13 protein-coding genes are annotated in these 17,422 nt (G+C 71.7%); 4 read left to right on the top strand and 9 right to left on the bottom strand.

The window, feature by feature from the left end; translation table 11 throughout:
* Positions 1-55: 55 nt before the first annotated feature.
* Complete coding sequence (locus ABZ463_RS04930) at positions 56-934, top strand: LysR family transcriptional regulator (RefSeq protein ID WP_362773094.1); 879 nt, start codon at positions 56-58, stop codon at positions 932-934.
* A gap of 81 nt (positions 935-1,015) precedes the next feature.
* Positions 1,016-2,749, top strand: coding sequence for a glycerol-3-phosphate dehydrogenase/oxidase (locus ABZ463_RS04925; protein ID WP_362773091.1), 1,734 nt, complete (start codon positions 1,016-1,018; stop codon positions 2,747-2,749).
* Between the two features lie 10 nt (positions 2,750-2,759).
* Here ABZ463_RS04925 and ABZ463_RS04920 read toward each other — a convergent pair whose 3' ends face one another.
* A complete protein-coding gene (locus tag ABZ463_RS04920) occupies positions 2,760-3,209 on the bottom strand; it encodes an ATP-binding protein (RefSeq protein ID WP_362773088.1) in 450 nt (149 codons plus the stop codon).
* A gap of 141 nt (positions 3,210-3,350) precedes the next feature.
* Between ABZ463_RS04920 and ABZ463_RS04915 the strand changes: the two genes are divergently transcribed.
* Positions 3,351-4,187, top strand: a complete 837-nt coding sequence (locus ABZ463_RS04915) for a helix-turn-helix transcriptional regulator (RefSeq protein ID WP_362773085.1) — start codon at positions 3,351-3,353, stop codon at positions 4,185-4,187.
* Positions 4,169-4,387, top strand: coding sequence for a DUF397 domain-containing protein (locus ABZ463_RS04910; RefSeq protein WP_362773082.1), 219 nt, complete (start codon positions 4,169-4,171; stop codon positions 4,385-4,387). Before ABZ463_RS04915 ends, ABZ463_RS04910 begins: the two co-directional genes overlap by 19 nt.
* A gap of 49 nt (positions 4,388-4,436) precedes the next feature.
* Here ABZ463_RS04910 and ABZ463_RS04905 read toward each other — a convergent pair whose 3' ends face one another.
* The 8 genes from ABZ463_RS04905 to ABZ463_RS04870 form a co-directional block, all read right to left on the bottom strand.
* On the bottom strand, positions 4,437-5,438 hold the full coding sequence (locus tag ABZ463_RS04905) for a hypothetical protein (RefSeq protein WP_362773079.1): 1,002 nt from the start codon (positions 5,436-5,438) through the stop codon (positions 4,437-4,439).
* A gap of 160 nt (positions 5,439-5,598) precedes the next feature.
* Positions 5,599-7,836, bottom strand: a complete 2,238-nt coding sequence (locus ABZ463_RS04900; protein WP_362773076.1) for a hypothetical protein — start codon at positions 7,834-7,836, stop codon at positions 5,599-5,601.
* 44 nt (positions 7,837-7,880) lie between these two features.
* A complete protein-coding gene (locus tag ABZ463_RS04895; protein ID WP_362773073.1) occupies positions 7,881-10,085 on the bottom strand; it encodes a TIGR03986 family CRISPR-associated RAMP protein in 2,205 nt (734 codons plus the stop codon).
* A complete protein-coding gene (gene csx19 / locus ABZ463_RS04890) occupies positions 10,082-10,651 on the bottom strand; it encodes a CRISPR-associated protein Csx19 (protein WP_362773070.1) in 570 nt (189 codons plus the stop codon). Before csx19 ends, ABZ463_RS04895 begins: the two co-directional genes overlap by 4 nt.
* Entirely contained in the window at positions 10,648-12,237 is a 1,590-nt protein-coding gene (locus tag ABZ463_RS04885; protein ID WP_362773067.1) for an RAMP superfamily CRISPR-associated protein, read from the bottom strand. Before ABZ463_RS04885 ends, csx19 begins: the two co-directional genes overlap by 4 nt.
* Positions 12,234-14,591: an RAMP superfamily CRISPR-associated protein gene (locus tag ABZ463_RS04880; RefSeq protein ID WP_362773064.1), complete on the bottom strand. Its 2,358-nt coding sequence runs from the start codon at positions 14,589-14,591 to the stop codon at positions 12,234-12,236. Before ABZ463_RS04880 ends, ABZ463_RS04885 begins: the two co-directional genes overlap by 4 nt.
* Positions 14,588-16,189 carry a hypothetical protein gene (locus ABZ463_RS04875; RefSeq protein ID WP_362773061.1) on the bottom strand — a complete coding sequence of 534 codons (1,602 nt, stop codon included), beginning with the start codon at positions 16,187-16,189 and terminating at the stop codon, positions 14,588-14,590. The genes ABZ463_RS04880 and ABZ463_RS04875 overlap by 4 nt, the downstream gene beginning before the upstream one ends.
* Positions 16,174-17,385: a hypothetical protein gene (locus ABZ463_RS04870; protein ID WP_362773058.1), complete on the bottom strand. Its 1,212-nt coding sequence runs from the start codon at positions 17,383-17,385 to the stop codon at positions 16,174-16,176. Before ABZ463_RS04870 ends, ABZ463_RS04875 begins: the two co-directional genes overlap by 16 nt.
* Positions 17,386-17,422: the final 37 nt, after the last annotated feature.

Genomic DNA, 17,422 nt, shown 5'->3' with positions numbered 1-17,422 from the left:
TTAATGAGTCCAACACATGTTTGTCAGCTCATCGATCGTGAATCACGATAGATCCATGGAACTCCAGCAGATGCGCTACGTGGTCGCCGTCGCCGAGACCGGCGGCTTCACCCGGGCCGCGGAGCGGTGCCTGGTCGTCCAGTCCGCCCTCAGCCACCAGATCGCGCGCCTGGAACGGGAACTCGGCGCGAAGCTCTTCGAACGCACCAGCCGCCGGGTACGGCTGACGCCCGCCGGGGAGGCGTTCCTTCCCGCCGCCCGCCAGTGCCTGGAGGCCGCAGAACGCGCCGCGGCCGAGGTCGCCGCGGCCGTCGGGGAGGTGCGCGGACGGCTCGCCGTCGGCCTGATCCCCACCGTCGCCGCGGTGGACATCCCGGACGCGCTGCGTGTCTTCCGCGAGCGGTACCCGAACGTGCGCATCAGCCTGCGGGTCGGCGCGAGCGACGACCTCGCCGAGCAGGTCAGGCAGGGAAGCGACGACGTGGCCTTCCTCGGGCTGCCGACCACGGCGCGTCCCGAGGGCGTCGCCGTACGGGAACTCGCCCGCGACCGGCTCGTCGCGGTGGTCGCGCCCGGCCATCCCCTCGCCGCCGAACCCACGGTCACCCTCCGCAGGTTCTCCCGCGAGGTGTTCGTGGACTTTCCCGTGGGGACGGCCGGGCGCATCCAGACCGACCAGGCCTTCGCCGCCGCCGGGCTCAGCCGGGACGTGGCCTTCGAGGTGACCACCGCTGACTACATCACCCGGCTCGTCGGGCCGGGCCTCGCGGTGGCCATGCTCCCCAGCGCCTACGTGCCCCGGCTCACCGGGGTCGTCACGATCGAGGTCACCGACGCGCCGAGCCGGGTCGAGTACGTCATCTGGCGCCGTACCGGCCACACCCCGGCCGCCGCCGCCTTCCTCGCCATCCTCGGGGTCGAGTCGGGCGAATAGCTACCGACCGGTAGTAACGGACGGAACGAGGGGGTAGGTACCTGGGAGCAAGCCGGTGACCCGTACCCCGGGGGGATGCACATGACGGCGCGAATGGGCACGGCTCGGCTCGGCCCCGCCGAGCGGGCCACGGCACTGCGGCGGATGGCCGCCCAGGAACTCGACGTGGTGGTGATCGGCGGCGGAGTCGTCGGCGCCGGGGTCGCTCTCGACGCGGCGACCCGGGGGCTGACCGTGGGACTCCTCGAAACCCGTGACTTCGCCTCGGGGACCTCCTCCAGATCGTCCAAACTGATCCACGGCGGGCTGCGCTACCTGGAACAGCTCAACTTCGACCTCGTCAGGGAGGCGCTCCAGGAACGGGCCCTGCTGCTGCAGCGCATCGCGCCCCACCTGGTCAGGCCGGTGCCGTTCCTGTTCCCGCTGACCCACCTGGGCTGGGAACGGCCCTACGTCGGGGCGGGCCTGACGCTGTACGACACGCTCGGCTTCTCCCTCGGGTTCACCCGGGGCGTCCCCGGCCACCGGCACCTGTCCCGCAGACGGGCGCTGCGGCTGGCGCCCGCGCTGCGCCGTACGGCCTTCTCCGGGGCGGTGCAGTACTGGGACGCGCAGGTGGACGATGCCCGTTACGTGATGACCATGCTGCGGACCGCCGCGACCTACGGCGCCGAGGTCGCCTCCCGGGCCCAGGTGGTCGGCTTCCTGCGCGAGGGGGAGCGGGTCACCGGCGTCAGGGCCCTCGACCTGGAGGACGGCGTCGAACTGGACGTACGGGCTCGCCAGGTCGTCAACGCCACCGGTGTGTGGACCGACGACATCCAGGAACTGGTCGGCGGACGCGGGCAGATCCACGTCCGCGCCTCCAAGGGCGTCCATCTGGTCGTCCCACGGGACAGGATCCACTCGCTCACCGGGATCATCCTGCGCACGGAGAAGTCGGTGCTCTTCGTGATCCCCTGGGGCCGCCACTGGATCATCGGGACCACCGACACCCGCTGGGACCTGGACAGGGCGCACCCGGCCGCCTCCCGCTCCGACATCGACTACGTGCTCGAACACGTCAACCGGGTGCTGTCGGTACCGCTGTCGCGCGACGACGTCGAGGGCGTCTACGCCGGGCTGCGGCCCCTGCTGTCGGGCGAGTCGGAGGAGACCTCCAAGCTCTCCAGGGAACACGTGGTCGCCCACCCGGTCCCCGGCCTGGTCATGGTGGCCGGGGGGAAGTACACCACCTACCGCGTGATGGCCAGGGACGCCGTCGACGCCGTGGTCCACGGCCTCGACCAGCGCGTCCCGCCGTCGTGCACCGACCGCATCCCGCTCGCCGGGGCCGAGGGCTACCAGGCCCTGTGGAACTCCCGGCAGCGCCTGGCCGCCTCCTCCGGCCTGCACGTGGCCAGGATCGAACACCTGCTCCAGCGGTACGGCTCGCTGATCGACGAGGTCATCACGCTGATCGAACGGGACCCGTCCCTGGCGCTCCCGCTGACCGGGGCCGACGACTACCTCAGGGCGGAGATCGTCCACGCGGCCACCCACGAGGGGGCGCGGCACCTGAACGACGCGCTGTCACGACGCACGCACATCTCGATCGAGACCTTCCACCGGGGACTGGCCGTGGCGGAGGAGGCCGCGGAACTGATGGCCGGGCCGCTCGGCTGGGACGACGAACAGATCAAACGGGAGATCGAGCACTACACCAAGCGGATCGAGGCCGAACGCCTCTCCCAGGAACAGGACACCGACCAGGAGGCCGACGCCATCCGCCTGGGCGCCCCGGAGATAGTCCCGGTGGTGGGGCCGGCGTCGTGAGTCGTGTTCTTCAGCGGTTATCAGGGTTCTTCGGGATGTCCAGTACGGCCCACACGGCGCGGCCGAGAGATCCGTAGTCTCGTACGCCCCACTGCCGGGAGTGGCGTGTGACCAGCCACAGTCCACGGCCGCTTATCCGGTCGGGCGGTATCTCCCGGGGAACGGTCGGTGTCCACGAGGGTCCACCGGGGTCGATCACCTGAATGTAGATCCGGGTCTCCGAACCGGTGACGGTCAGATTCACCTTGTTTCCGTACAGCCTTCCTCTCGTCGAGTGGACGACCGCGTTCGTCACCAGTTCGGAGACGACCAGTTCCGCGCTCTCATATACGGGATGGTCGGTTCCCAGCCATTGACGAAGGCGGGCACGGGCTTCCGAAACGACTTCCGGTGCGAGGGCGAACGTCTCCGCGCCCAGGAGCGTCCAGCGATTGTCTAGACGGGACTCCTCAAGATCCATGATTTCTCTCCTGCCTGGCCGTCCGTGTTCTCGGATTCGCCTGACCAGATTCGCAGGCCACAGCTACAGTCAGTAGTCAAACGGGTTGAAGAGGTTATTGGTGTTTCCGTTGTAACCGGATTTGAACCGTAGGAGTCCCAGATGCCGAACCCCGCCAAGCTCGACCCCGGCAAGTCGCCCGCCGCCTATTTCGGGTATGAGCTGCGCAAATACCGTATCGAGGCAGGTCTGTCACAGCAGCAGCTCGCCGCGCGTGTCAACTACTCGATCGGCACGATCAGCGGCGTAGAAAGGGGGCAACAGCCGCCAACCGTGGTTTTTGCCAAAAAGTGCGATGAGGCCCTTGAGCTTGAGGGCGCGCTGGTCCGGATCAAGGAAATGATCGACAACGCGGCGGCGAAGCTCCCCACGTGGTTCAGGGCGTGGGTCGAGGCCGAACAGCACGCCGACGTCCTGCGTACGTGGGAACCGCTCATCGTGCCGGGGCTGCTCCAGACCGAGGACTACGCACGTGCCATTCTGATGGGGAAGCCGGGAGCCCCTGTTCAAAAGCTGGAGAAAAGGGTTGCATCCCGCCTGGAGCGGCAGCGGGTTCTTTGGCATGATGCTCCGGCTTCCCTGTGGGCGGTGATAGACGAAGGCGTATTGTCCCGCCCTATCGGTGACGATACGGTCATGGCCAGACAGCTTGGTTATCTACTGGAGTGTGCCGCCGCTCCGCACATCGTCATCCAAGTCCTGCCGACCGAAGCTCGTTCCACCACCGGAGTACTCGGGGGTTTTATGATTGCCCAGGGTCCGGGGGTGCCGGATACCGTGTACCTGGAATCGGCAATTCGCGGGCAGGTGTCACACGATCCAGCCGACGCCAAATCCGCGTCGATGTGGTACGAGGCGATCCGTGCAGAGGCTCTCCCCCAGAGCAGTTCGCTGAGAATGATCGAGGAGAAGAGAGACCGATGGAAAAGGACGACCTGAGCCGAGAATTCGTCGCCGCCACCTGGGTGAAGTCTTCCCTGTCAGGGCCGAACGATGGCAACTGCGTCGAGATCGCGAGGCTGGCCGGAGGCCGGATGGGGGTTCGTGACAGCAAGGACCGTTCCGGTCCCGCCCTGGTCTTCGCTCCCGCCGAGTGGTCGGCCTTCATCACCACCCTCAAGCACGGCCGTCTCGGTTGACGCCGTGGAGCCCGGCGGTTGTCGCTGCCGGGCTCCATGACGTGCGGGGTCAGAGAAGGTTCGCGCGGGAGATCAGTCTGATGAGGGTTCTGACGAACCTCTCCGCGGCCTTCGGGGTGAGGCCGAGGGCGTGGGCGGTCTGTTCGACCAGGGCGGGGCCGCTTTCCGGGACGGCGGCGCGGATCGCCTCGATCAGGGGCCGGTACCGCGCGCGCCTGTCGCCGAGCAGCGTGGCCAGCCTTCCGCGGGCCAGCCGTTCCTCCTCGCCGTGGATGATCACCTCCTCCGGGGTCGGCGGGTGGACGTGGGGGAGGGAGGGCTCCCCGAGGTGGACGGCCACGTTGGCCGTGTAGAAGGCGGGACGTAGTTCGCGCAGCCGTTCCAGCGTGTCGCGCAGCAGCCTCCGCGCCGTTCGCACGTCCAGCCCGTGTTCGCCGAGCACCGCCGGGGAGACGGCGAACAGGTCGCGCGTGACGCCGCGCAGCCGTACGACCGCGTCGGTCAGCAGGGCGAAGGCGACCGGGTCCTGGCGCAGCGGCGCGGCCCAGTCGGCCTGCCTGAGGTCGCGCAGCGGCTGGGCGGAGGCTCCCCTGGCCGTCGCGACCTTGCGGCGTACCTGCGCCTCCAGGCTGCGCAGCGGGTAGTGGACGAGCTGGGCGCGGGCCGCGCGGATCGCGGCGGGCTCCCCGTCGCTGGGCCGCCTGCGGATCAGCAGGGCCGCGTGGCCGACGTCCTGACGGGCGGCCTCGGGGGAGGCCACCCAGCGGGCGACCGTCTCAAGCTCGCGCACCGGTTCGCCCGCCCGGGTGCGGGGCGGGTCTCCGGCCAGTGCCCTGCGGAGGGGGGCGTATCCGTCGAGCAGGCGGTCGTTCGTCTCCTGCTCGCACTCGTCGCACCAGTGCGTCCCGCTGACCCCGCTGCAGGGACGGCCACCGTGTCTGGCCCTGCGCAGCGGACCCCGGATCAGGTCCCGCAGCGTGGGGGAGATCAGCGCATGGTAGACGAGGAAGGCGGCCGAGCGATCGGGGGCGGCGAGATCGCCGAGGTGCATGGTGCTCCTCCGAGAATGACGAAAGGACGCGCTTTTTGGGGCGCGCTCTCATGACGTCGACCTCGACATCCGAGGTCCTCAGAGGGAGCGGAGACAACCGCTCAGGCTCGCGGGCACCGGCCGTTGAACGGCATCAGAATTCCAGCCGGTCCGATCACCGTCAACCGTTTTCCTGATATACGAGAGAGAGTTCGGCGATGAGCGATTTATAGCGAACAATAAGCTCGTCGTCTCCTTTGAGTGGTCCACCCAGTTCGCCGATCGCCCGCGCCAACACCGCCCGCGCGTCCCCACGGCCGTCCGCGCCGTTGCCGGAACGGCCTCGCCGGTCGAGTCTGTCCAGCGCGTGGCCGTGCAGGGCCTCGTTCGCCCGCCGTCCGAGCTCCCGCAGGGCGGGATGTGACTCGCGCATGTCCTTCCAAGCCCCCCAGGGGAACAGCGCCGGTTGGAGGGCGGAGACGGCGAGGTAGACCGCCAGCCCCGGATGGTCGCCGCACGCCGCCGCGATCAGCCCCAGACGCCTGCGCGCGGCGGCCCGCTGTTCCCCCTCCGTCCAGGTGGGGAGGGCGGGGCCGAACAGGTCCTTCTCCAGCTCCTCGATCGTGGGCAGCGACTCGCGCAGCCGGGACGAGCCTCGACCGGCGAGCCGTACGGCGGTGCGCAGGTCCAGCCGGTGGACGGCGCTCGCGGTCAGCCGGGCCAGGACGTGGTCCGCGCCGAGACGCGCCAGGACCGGCCGGCCACCGCGCAGTTCGGGGGCGGCGTTCCCGCGACCGACCAGTTCCGTGACGTGGAGCGGGCAGGCCGCGGTCAGCGACCACTCCACGCTCGCCGCGATCATGCCGTAGTTCGTCGCCGGAGGCCCGGGGTTGAGCACCAGCAGCAGTTCGTCGATGTCGCGGAGGCTGCCCGAGCCGGTGCGGCCGGTGGGCGCGGCCTCGGACCGCAGCGCGGTGACGATCACCTCGCGGACCCGCTCGATGTCGCCGGAGACGTCCTCGATCACCCGGACGTCGGTGTCGAGGGCGACGGAGGAGGCCCAGCCTGCGAGCGCGTGCGCCCGCCGCGCGGCCTCGGGGCTGGCCGGCAGTCGTAGTCGCGGGACACCCCTGCGCGGTAGCCGGTCCAGCCGCCTGCGCAGCTCGGTGAGGACCACCCGGATGGCCTGCCGGTCCTCGGCGTCCCTTCGGCCGTCGGCGAGGCCGTCGCCTCTGTCCAGTCCGACGGCCAGGAGTCCGAGGACGTCCCCGCTGCCCAGGACGGGCCAGCCGGTCCTTCCCGTCCTCGCGACGAGCCTGACCCCCTGGTCGCCCCGTTCCCACTGGTCGGCCGCCGTCAGCAGCCCGGGTGGCAACGGCCCCGGCCCCATGGGTTCGGACAGCAGATGCGCCCGGTGGGTCGACGCCCTGGCGTAGAGGTCGGTCAGCGCCTGGTCCCTGAGCAGCCGGACGCAGGCGGCGTCGACACGCTCGTCGATGAGGCGGGCGGTCTGCCTGATCCGCCCGGACAGGTGGCCCTGGTCGTCGTCCCGGGTGCCGAGCGCGGTGATGAGCCGTTCGATCTGCTCCCTGACCCGGACGGGCAGTCCATCCCGGTCGTCGCGGAACAGTTTGCGCAGCCGGTCACCGAACCAGGCCCGCAGCAGGCCGTGGTCGGCGGCCTCGCCACGCCCCAGCCGCTCGAACAGCGCCGCCTGCATGGTGGGGCGCAACTCGGCGAACTTCGCCAGCTCCCCTCGAGTGATCGTGTCGCTCGCGTGCGTCCGCGCGGCGAGCCGGGTGTCCCCGGCCTGCCGGGCGGCCAGCAGCCGCCACAGCTCCCCGTCGCCGGGGTCGGTCTCCGCGAGCGCGTCCCAGAACCGGTGCCTGAGCAGCCAGGACTCCATGTGCCCGGCCATGTCCGGGGGACGTTCCAGCGTGTACGGCCTGCGCGGCTCGTCGATGTGCACGAGGCCGGTGGGAACGCACGTCTCCAGCGCGGCGCACAGGGCGCCCGCGCTCAGCGCGAACGCCCCGGAGCCGTAGCTGATGAGGATCCTCTCCGGCCGGTGCCGTGCCAGCCAGGCCGTCAGGGACAGCGAGGCGGCCTCCATCCGGGGCTCCTCGACCTCGACGACGTGAACCGCGCCGGGATCGAGGCGCACCCCGCACAGTCCCTCCTCGGAGGCGAGACGGGCCCCGATCTCCGTGGCCCAGTGGGCGAACGGCAGGCCGAGGGGGCCGCCCGGGTTGGTCGTCCCCAGCAGGGCGAGCGCGGAGACCGGCGGCAGCGCCTCGAAGAGCTTCCGCAGCGGCCTGCGGTCGGTGCCCGTCGCCTCGGGGGTGTCGTTGAGAACGGGAACCGTCCGTGCGGAGGCGAGCCCCAGGTCTCCGCCACCGACGGCGTGGACGAGCAGCACGCCGTCGCTCTTGTCCGGAATGGCCGCCCCCCGTTCTTATGGAGTCATCTCTTGTTACCACCTTTCCGCCGGGGGCCGTTGGCGCCTTTTCTTATGGTTTCTTCGGGCAGCGCTTTCTTCGGATAGATCCTGAGCGGGGGAGTGGTGGCCTCCAGGCCGGGGAGCGAGCGTTTCGTCCGGATTCTCGGTGACTTCTCGTCCTGCTCGTTCACGGTGAACCACTCGAAGTTCCTGCCCCTCGGATCCGGTGGCGCGGGAACCCCGGGGGGAAACCCGTCCGGGCGGGTGCGGGGGTAGTGCACCGGCAGCGTAGGGTCGCCGCGCGACACCGTGAGCATCGCGTCGCGGATCGTGGACAGCGCCGGAGAGGCGGCCGCCTCCTTCTCGAAGACCCGTCTCGCCTCGTCCAGGACCTTGACGCCGTCGGTCGCGGGAAGGCCGCCGGTGAGGGTTCGGTAGTACGCCGCGTACTCCGCCCCCGTGTGCAGTTCGGTGCCGGTGGGATCGACGGCGAGCCGGACGCTGCCGAAACCGAGCGGGCGGCCGAACCCCAGCCGGTGGAAGTGTCCCTCCGGCAGGCCGAGCAGCCAGGCGAGTGCCCCGAGCTCGTGCTCGTCGAGGTCGCGGACCTCGACGGTGAACCGGAAGACCGTGCCGGGCCGTACCCAGCCGTTGATGGAGCGGTTCTGGGAGTCACGCTGCTCGGCGCCGGGGACGGTCTCGTAGCGTCTCCGGTCCCTGGTCAGCCGGCCGCTGTCGTCGGGGGCCTTCCAGGAACGCGCGTACTCCCGGTGGCGGCCACCGGCCGGAGCCTGTGCCGGGTCCTCGGCGCCGGGGATCCTCCAGTGTTTCCCGGCGTCCAGGCCCGCGTGGTGCCAGTAGACCTTCCTGCCGCGCAGCCCCCGCTCCTGCGCGTAGAGCTCCTCCTTCGGGGTGCCGTCCTTGATCGGCCGCTGGGGACGCTGCCTTGACTCCGCGAGGTAGAACCGTCCCTGCTGCGGCTTGGGGCGGCTGAGGATCGCCAGCGACAGGCCGTCCCCCTCGAACCTGTCCACGGTTTCCGCGGCGGTGCCGTCGCAGGTGACCGGGCCGACACGCAGCCGTCCCCGATACGCCGAGGGTCGTACACCGGCCCCCTTCGGCGCCACCCACCCGAAAACCCGGTCGGCCGGGGACAGCCGTTCGTAGGAGGGCGCCGGGGCCAGGCCCTCTCCCAGGAGCTCCGCCGGGGCGACGGGGTACAGGTCCCGCGGGATGAGAACCGGATACAGCCGATCGACCCCGCCGTCCACGAGCCTGGCGTAGCAGATGGCGGAACGCCTCAGCCGCAGGTGGTCCTCGTCGTGGAGGTGCGGGCTCCAGGCGAGTTGGCCCGGCCCGTCGCCGACGCGCCGGCCCGGCCCGGCGGGCAGGCCGTCCGGGGTCCGCCTCCGGCGAAGCTCGTCGTCGTCGTGGGCGGCACGGTAGTTCCGGATCAGCGACTCCCAGTTCTCGGCCAGCGCCTTCCACTCCCGGGCGAGGGGCAGGGGCGACGGCTTGTCTCCCGGCGGCAGATAGAGGAACCGCTCGTACCTCTTGCGTTCGACGTTGGGGCCGGTGATGTAGGCGATGCCGCTGACCACCTTCTCCCCTCTTTCCGCGGTGAGCGTTACGGACGAGTCCGCCGGAGCGAAATCCACCACTTTTTCGCCATTTTTGGTTTTTTTGATCACCGCCCGAAGGCGCTCCATGTGCACAGGAGCATGGAGGTCGCCGTCCGGATAGAGGTTCTCGCCGCTCTCCTTGTCGTACATCTCGAACAACGCGCTCCGGAGACGGAAGAGCGTCCCCTCCCCGGCGACGTACACCGGCACCATGCCCAGGGCGTATCCCGCCTCGCGCCGGAAACCGAAGGGGGTGTCGTGGTCCTCGAAGACGCCGAAGCGGGAGTTGGTCACGGCCTCGTAGGCGGCGCGGAGCATGCCCTTGACCGTGGTCGCGGGCAGGTGCGGGCGGCCGTCGCGGAGCCGTACGGGGTAGACCCGGTGGTCCTTCTCCCCCGTCGAGGCAGGGACGGCGCGGGTGGTGTCCAGGAGCAGGAGTGGGGTCTCCACGGTCAGCGTCACCGCGATCCGGCCGGTCAGGCACCCCGCCCGCAGCCGGTCCCTCGACGGGGGCGGGGCGTCCCCGAACGCGTCGGGCAGGGCGTCCCTGGGGAAGGCGGGAATGAAGGTGTAGGGGTTGAGGAACCCCTCTTCGCCGGTCGTCACGCGATTCCCTTCGCACGATAGGTCTCGAAGCCGATCAGCCGCTCCTCGGCGACGTGGACGTTGCCGTGGTCGTCGCCGACGACGACGTACTCGCGGGTCAGCAACCGCACCCGCCTGTGGTGCCCCTCGGACCGGGGAACGGCCGTCGCCATGGGGACGGTCAGGCGGCCGACCCGGCTGGAGGAGAGCGCGACCCAGCCGGGGCCGGGCGAGGCGGAGTCGTCGACCACGCCCCACAGGAGGTAGTGGTTGTCCAGGGTCGTCAAGGCCTCCAGGTCCTCCACCTCCTCGTCGAACGCGGGCGGGAACGAGGCGCGATCCTCGGCCAGCAGCACCGCGCGTTCCCCCGTCCAGCGCAGCTCGGCCTCCCCGGTGAAGACCCGCGCCTCGTAGACGGCCGACAGGTCGACGACCCCCTCGGGCGTACGGCACGTCCCGCCCGTCACCGAGGCGACCCGGTAGGCCGACGGCGTCGTCAGCAGGGCGCACCCGCCGTCGAGACCGGACGCCTCCAGCGCCCGCGGCAACGTGAGACCCGTGACGGCGGCGGCGCGCAGAACGGTCATGACACCTCCCGTGCCAGGTAGTCGGTCCAGGCCCGTGCCACGGAGGACGCCTCCGGCGAGTTCAGGGCCTGCGGCAGCGTGACCGGCCGCGCCCAGGGCGGGCCGGTCAGGACGATCTCGGTGACCTCGATGTCGCCGAACCCCCGGTTGGCGGAGGCGCCGAGCGGAATCCGCCCCCCGGCCAGGTCGCGAAGGGTGACGAGCAGCAGGGCCAGCGCGACCTCGGAGCCGGAACCCAGACGGGTGAGGTCGACGGAGAGCCTGATCGGCTCCCACTTCATCGCGTGGGGTTCGAGCACGGTGAACAGCCGCCCGTCGGCGGCTCCGCCGGTCCACCGGTCGAGGGCGACGTGGTCGGCCCGCGCCATCCCCAGGTCCTCCAGCCGGTCGCGGACGGAGTCGGCCAGCGCCCCCTCCCGCGTCTCCTCGTCCCCACCGGACTCCCCGGGGTCGCCTCCGGTGTCCGCCCCGGTCACGGCGTCCCACAGCTCGTCGGGGACGGTCACCAGGGCCGCGCACTCCTCGGCGCGCAGCGCCCCCGCCCCACGCTCCCGCCCGTCACGGGCCGCGCCGAACAGGGCACGTACGGCGGGCAGTTGGTCGAGCCGGGCACGGAAGGCGGCACTGTGCTCGGCCGCGGAGGCGTCGAGCGGCGCCGGGAGGTCGGGGACACGCCGCGCGGTGCGTTCGACCAGCTCGGCGTGGTTGCGCAGCACCCCCTTGATCGACCCGCCGGGCAGGACAAGCGTGACGTGGCGGCGGTCGACGCGGGTGGTGAGCGGCAGGACGTCGGCGAACAGGCCGCTCGCCCCGGCCCTGACCATCACCGGCGCCAGGGGCCGCCACTCCACCCGGACGTCGAGAACCTCTCTGGCGGGCGGCAGCTCGGGATCGGTCCGGAGCGAGGGTTCGACCCCGCGACGGCGCGCGGGATCGTTCCGCAGTACGGCCAGCAGCCCCTCGGGGGAGTCGAACCGGTCGACGACCAGCTCGAACGGGTCGTCGAGCAGCCGTACCGCGCCCAGACCCCTGCCGGTCGCCGCGCCGAAACGCACCTTCCCCGCACGCAGCGCCGTGAGCAGCGCGTCCATCCTGGCCTCGTCGAGAGCGGCGTCACCGTCCGACTCGATGTCGATCTCCAGCCTGACGTGGTGCCCCGCCGGGACGACGGCCCTGCCGTACAGGAACCCGGGGGCCGCCGCCCCCGTCACCCTGTCGATGCCCACCGAGGGCCGGAACTCCAGGGCGGCGACGTCGAGCGGGGCGGCGGGCAGGCCGTGTTCGTCGAGACGGTGCTCTGTCGTCACGAGGCCGTCGGCGACGACCACGCGGCTGGCGCGGCCCTCCTCGTCCGTCGACCCCCACAGGTCGTCCAGCGCGCCGGGTGAGGCGCCGTCCATCCAGTGCCGCAGGACTCCGGCCAGGGTGGTGCCGGGGACGTACGGCCTGCCCTGGCCGTCGAGCGCGATCGGCAACGGCTCGGACGGGTCGTGCCCCAGGCCGCCGACGTGCAACGGCGTGGTGGTGAGCAGCCAGCCGCGTGCCCTGATCCTGCTGGTGAAACGGTGTCTCGCCCTCGGGTTCATCTCTCGCTCCCGGTGCCCGTCGAAGTCGCCTCGTCGCGGACGTGCGCGGCGAGGCAGGAGTCCATCAGCACGCGCACCGCCTCGTGCCGGAGCTCGGCCCGCAGGCTCTCGATCCCGTCGCGGGTGACGACGAGCCGGTCCTGCGGCAGTTCGAGCAGTTCCCAGACCGTGTCGGGGTCGGTCAGCAGCCTTCTGAGGGCCGTCACCGCCTCCTTCGGCCAGGAGGGCCGTCCCGCCTTGTCCCTGGTGAGCCAGAGCAGTTCGCTCTCCGCGCGGCCGGACGGCAGGCCGCGGACGATCCGCCGCAGCGCGTTGAGCTGGGTTCCGGAGACCCGGGCGGGGACGACCCGGGCACGCGACGCCGGGTCGGCCCTGATCCGCTCGCAGGCCCGGTGGATCTCCGCACGCCAGGCGGCGCGCTCGAAGACGCGTGCCTCCCGGTGTCCCTTCTCGTCCGGCGCGAGCGGCTCGACGGGCCCGGCGGGCCCGGCCGGTACGGGAGACACGGACGGGGAGGCGTCGACGGGGCAGAGCAGGACGTGGTGGTCGAACTCCACCTGGCCGAACCCCTCGGCCCTGCGCTCACCCACCCCCGCGGCCCGTACCTCGGCGAGGACCTCCGGGGTGAGTGTGCCGTCCTTCACCGTGAAGGTCAGGCAGCTTCCCTGCGCGAGGCCGTACAGGGTGGGGCGGGGAAGGTTCCACCCCCGGTGCCAGCTGTCGGTGCGCTGCTCGCCGAGGGCGGAGGTGACTCCCCTCCCGGTGGTCGCGGACGTTGGCCTTTCTTCGGTGCCGGTGACCGGCTCCAGCCGTACGCCGGGGGCTCCCGCCTTCGCGAACGCCCGCTCAAGCGCCCGTGCGACGTCACGCGGGTCCATGCTCGGCCGGAGTCTGCGGTCACGGACCAGCAGGCCGGACAGCGACCACATCCTGAGCTCGCCGTCGCCGCGCCCACCCGCCGGGGGAACGCCGGCCGGAGCGCTGACCGGGGTGGCCGTGACCTGGATCTTTCCGTAGTCGTCCTTGGCCGAGCGGCCGATCCGCCAGCGTCCCGCCAGCCGCCTCGCCCAGCCGTCGTCCAGCGTGCCCGTACGGACCCGCACCTCGGCGCGGAGCACCGTCCCGGTGGCCAGCGCCCGGTAGACGTAGACGCCGCCGACCTCCCGGGTGGGCCGCTGCAGGTCGTCCTGGATGGTGTTGTGCATGCGTACCGTGCCGGCCGGGGTGACGACCGTGTACCTCTCCGGCCCTTCGGGCACGAGGTACCCCTCCCGGTACGGCTTGCCCCTGGACGGCCCGCCTTCCGCCATCTGGTTGCCGATCACCGTGCCGTCCGCGTTCTTCTCGTGCACCAGGACCCTGGGCACCGGCAGCGTCCCGGCTCCCGAGGGAGACACGGGGAAGGCCGCCGTGACCACCAGGTCTCCGGTGCGGACGAGGGCGTGCGCCCCGCCGCCCAGCCTCCTGGCCACCTCCGGCATCAGGCACCAGCCGGGGAGGTGGTCGGCGCCCCTGACGACGTTGCCGAGCACGGTGGCCGCGACGAGCACCGGCTGTTCCACGGTGACGAGCAGTTCCACACGCTCCCATCCCGGGCCCGCCGTCCCCGCCGGTTCCGGGCGGTCGGCGACCTCGTGCCGTGGACCGTCCGGCGGCGGAGGGACACCGTCCGAGGGCGGCGGCGTCCACTCGGGGGAGACGCCGGGGCCGTCGAGGGTCATCCGGCAGCGGCCAGGTCCACGCCGCCGCTTGCCGCCGATCCGTTCCATCAACCGTGCCCCGGCGTCCAACAGGGCGACGGCGGCCTCCCGCTGGGCCTCATCGAGCTTGTCGAATCCGTCGATCCTGGCCCGGCCCTCCAAGGTGACGCCGTTCCTGGCCATCTCCTCGAAGCGGAGCATGCCCTCCTCCGCGCCGCCGGTGCGCGGATCGACCGCCACACCCGGCTTGCGGAAGGTCGTCGCCAGCGCGACGTGCGGCCGCTCCCGCAGCACCTCGGCGAGTCTGCCGGGCAGTCGCAGCGGGCCGTCCAGTGTCAGCGCCGCCGGGCTCGACGTCCTGTTCGCCGCCTCCGGGGTCCTGCTCGCGGGGGCATACTGGCCGCCGAACAGGTATCTCACCCAGGCGTGCCACACCCCCACGAAGCCGCTGTCCAGGGCGTACGCCGCCAGCTCGCAGGAGTCGCGCCAGACGCCGACCAGGGTCTTGGCGGGCACGACCGGGGGAGCGGGTGCAAGGGCGGACGACTGTTCCTCGCGCTGGACGAGCCGGTCGACGTATCCGGAGGCCCCCCTTCCCGTGCCCACCCCCCAGTCGCTCACCATGAACAACGAGATCGTGAACTCGCCCGTCACGCGTTTCCTCCCTCTGACCTTTCCGGTCCCTCCGGGACGAACGGCCGGGCCGCCAGCACGTCCAGCAGTCTTGTCACGGTTCTCCCCTCGGGGTCGGTCCATGTGAGGCCGCCGTCCCGGGCCAGGGCGAGCAGGGCCCCGGTGCGCACGGAGTCCTTCTCGAAGCGGCGGCGCGCCAGCTCGAAGCGGGACGTCGCGACCTCCTCCCCCAGGCACATCCCCTCGCGCAGTTCGTGCACGAGACCGCCGGGCAGGAGCACCTCCCCCGAGACCGGGTCACGCCGCCGCAGCGCGGCGACCCCTTCGAGCAGGTCCTCCCAGCGCCGCCCGGACGCCAGGCCGTTCGCACAGCCCGCTCCCACGAGGTACGGCGAGGCCGACCGGCCCCCGCCGCCGGACAGGGCGGCCGAGCTTCGGATACGGCCCAGGTCGGGAGCCGAACTCTCGAACAGCGCGACGAACGACAGGGCCGAGCTCCAGCTCTTGACCCCCTTGGCCTCCCTGGTCAGCTCCTCGGCCAGCTCGTAGGCGAAGTGGAAGGGGTAGTTGCGCTTGACGATCGCCACCCCGGCCGCGGCGCTCAGACCGTCGCGCCCGAGCCGCTCAAGGACGGGACGCAGCATGAGGTCCTCCTTCGTCAGCTGCTCGAAGCGCTCCAGGTAGTGCCGGGCGAAGGACAGCGCGACCGTTCCCTCGCACACCACGGTCAGGTCGTCCCCTCCGATGATCAACGGCAGGACGGGGACGGGCTCGCGGGAGGCGAGTTCGCCGGCGGTGAGCCGCAGCGCGGCGGCGAACGCCCGTTTGGCGCAGCCGTCCACACCGCGGGAGAGGGCGCGCAACCTCTCCGCGTGGCGGCGGTCCCGTTCTCCGGGCGGCAGGGAAGCGCCCTCCGCGCTGAGGTCGTCCAGGCCGCCGAAGACCTCGCCGAGGCCGTTGCCGTCGGCGTGGACCACCGCCACCCACTCGGCCTCGAACCCGAGCCGGTCGATGATCCCGCTCATCGTGGCCCGGTCCGTTCCGGCGATGGCGGACATCCGGGAGAGCGCGTTCGGACGTGATACGCGTTTCGCCTCGGACACGGCGGACTCGGGACGGGCGGCCTCGCCCTCTCCCTCGGCGTGCAGGCCCTTCGCGGGAAGCCCGTCCGACGCGCAGTCCGCCACGATGGGCAGGCGGGGGAAGCGCGCCAGCGGTCCCGGCTGTCGTTCGCGCACCGTCGGCAGTCTCCTGCGCGCCTCCTGTACGGCGGAGGCCAGCGAACCCTCCTCGTAGTCGACGATCACGCCGCACATGTCCAGCCCCGGGGCGGTTTCCAGCGCGACCAGCCTCATCCGCGTCACCAGCCGTCTCCCGGCCGCTCTGTCCCTGACGAGCACGGTGACGCCGCCCGCGCCCGCGACCAGCAGCTCCGCGTCATGGGTGTCGACGCGCCAGCCGTTCCTGTCGAAGCCGGGGAAGACCTGCTCCAGCGCGTGGTCGGCCCACTCGCCCTCGACCCGGGCGATCAGGTCGGACGCCCCGACGATCTGCTGGCGTTTGCCCGAGGCGAAGATGTAGCGCTGGAGACCGGCTGTGCCGATCATGACGAGGTGCATGGCTCTCCTGTCTCGTGAGGGGGCTCCGTCCCGGGGGAGCGCGGGGGCGTTCCGTGGGAGGGCTCGACGACCCGCACCGTGTGGCCGAACAGCCAGCCCAGCGTGAAGGCGACGCTGGCGGGGGCGGCGATGAACAGCCGGTGGGTCAGACCCGCGTACTGCGGTCTGGCCCGGGTCCAGGCGCGCCACGCCGCGTAGACGTGCCGTACGACCAGTTCGAAGTCGGCGGTCGTCTCGGGAAGGTTGGCCGGGCCACCGTCGACGACCAGCGCGGCCCGGCACCGCGCCCACTCTGCCCGGGTGTCCGCGCACCCCGTGCCCGCCGCGCGCAGCGCCTGGGCGACCATCAGCGGGTTGTCCGACAGGTGCACGACGACGGCGACGGCCCGCCCCTCGGGGTCGCTCTCGAAGTCCGGCTCCTCGACCACCTCGGCCAGTTTCGCCGCCCTTACGGCCTCCGCCGGGCTCAGCGGGTCCTTCAACCGGCCACTGATCCGGACGGCGGGGAAGAAGTCCGTGTGCGGGCGTTCGGAACGCTGCGGCAGCGTGACCCGCTCCGGGATCTCGTGCATCCCCCGCAGCTCACGCTGGATGTGGAACTTGAACTTCGCGCCCAGCTCGAAGGCGTCGGGCAGGGCGGCGTTGACGTACAGGGACACCGGCGTCGAGGGGTCGGCCGCGGACAGCTCGGTCAGCCGGGCGCTCACCAGCTCGTAGGCCACCTCCAGCGCGTCCTCACGGGCCGCCTCGCCCCCGGCGTTCTCCCCGGCTTTCCCCTCGGCGCCGGATCCGGACGCAGGGACGCTCCGCCGTACGGTGAAGCAGGAGTCGTGACCACGCCGGGCGTGGTCGGACGCCGCGACCACCCACTGGCCGTCCCAGGGGTCCCGCCGCCCCTCCCTCGGCAGGGCGACCACGATGCCGACCCCTTTGCCGCGTTGCTGCCACAGGTTGATCCCGGCGAACACCCCCGCCGCGACCACGCACAGCACCGTCAGGAACGGCCGCTGCTCTCCCAGCCAGCTCTTGATCACATCCGGCAGGGTGCCCGCGGCCACCGCGGCGGCCACACCGGCCAGGGCCGCGACCGCCCATGTGGACGTCCCCGCCAGCACCTCCCTCGCCCTGCCCGTCCCGCTTCCGGCCCGGGGAAGCCCCATCTCCGCACCGCCCCATCCGTCGTTCCTCGCTCTCATCGACTACAGATGGACGACGGCTTCGAGGGCGTCGTCC

Origin of the sequence: Streptosporangium sp. NPDC020145, from assembly GCF_040631275.1 — a bacterium.
Classification (GTDB): domain Bacteria; phylum Actinomycetota; class Actinomycetes; order Streptosporangiales; family Streptosporangiaceae; genus Streptosporangium.
Note: the sequence above shows the minus strand (reverse complement) of the source record. Positions and strands in the feature narration are given on the sequence as shown.

Excerpts from the sequence above, each read along its gene's own strand:
- ABZ463_RS04925 (WP_362773091.1), top strand. The coding sequence starts at position 1,016 with ATGACGGCGCGAATGGGCACGGCTCGGCTCGGCCCCGCCGAGCGGGCC.
- ABZ463_RS04920 (WP_362773088.1), bottom strand. The coding sequence starts at position 3,209 with ATGGATCTTGAGGAGTCCCGTCTAGACAATCGCTGGACGCTCCTGGGC.
- ABZ463_RS04930 (WP_362773094.1), top strand. The coding sequence starts at position 56 with ATGGAACTCCAGCAGATGCGCTACGTGGTCGCCGTCGCCGAGACCGGC.
- ABZ463_RS04905 (WP_362773079.1), bottom strand. The coding sequence starts at position 5,438 with ATGCACCTCGGCGATCTCGCCGCCCCCGATCGCTCGGCCGCCTTCCTC.
- ABZ463_RS04915 (WP_362773085.1), top strand. The coding sequence starts at position 3,351 with ATGCCGAACCCCGCCAAGCTCGACCCCGGCAAGTCGCCCGCCGCCTAT.
- ABZ463_RS04870 (WP_362773058.1), bottom strand. The coding sequence starts at position 17,385 with ATGAGAGCGAGGAACGACGGATGGGGCGGTGCGGAGATGGGGCTTCCC.
- csx19 (WP_362773070.1), bottom strand. The coding sequence starts at position 10,651 with ATGACCGTTCTGCGCGCCGCCGCCGTCACGGGTCTCACGTTGCCGCGG.
- ABZ463_RS04885 (WP_362773067.1), bottom strand. The coding sequence starts at position 12,237 with ATGAACCCGAGGGCGAGACACCGTTTCACCAGCAGGATCAGGGCACGC.
- ABZ463_RS04910 (WP_362773082.1), top strand. The coding sequence starts at position 4,169 with ATGGAAAAGGACGACCTGAGCCGAGAATTCGTCGCCGCCACCTGGGTG.
- ABZ463_RS04875 (WP_362773061.1), bottom strand. The coding sequence starts at position 16,189 with ATGCACCTCGTCATGATCGGCACAGCCGGTCTCCAGCGCTACATCTTC.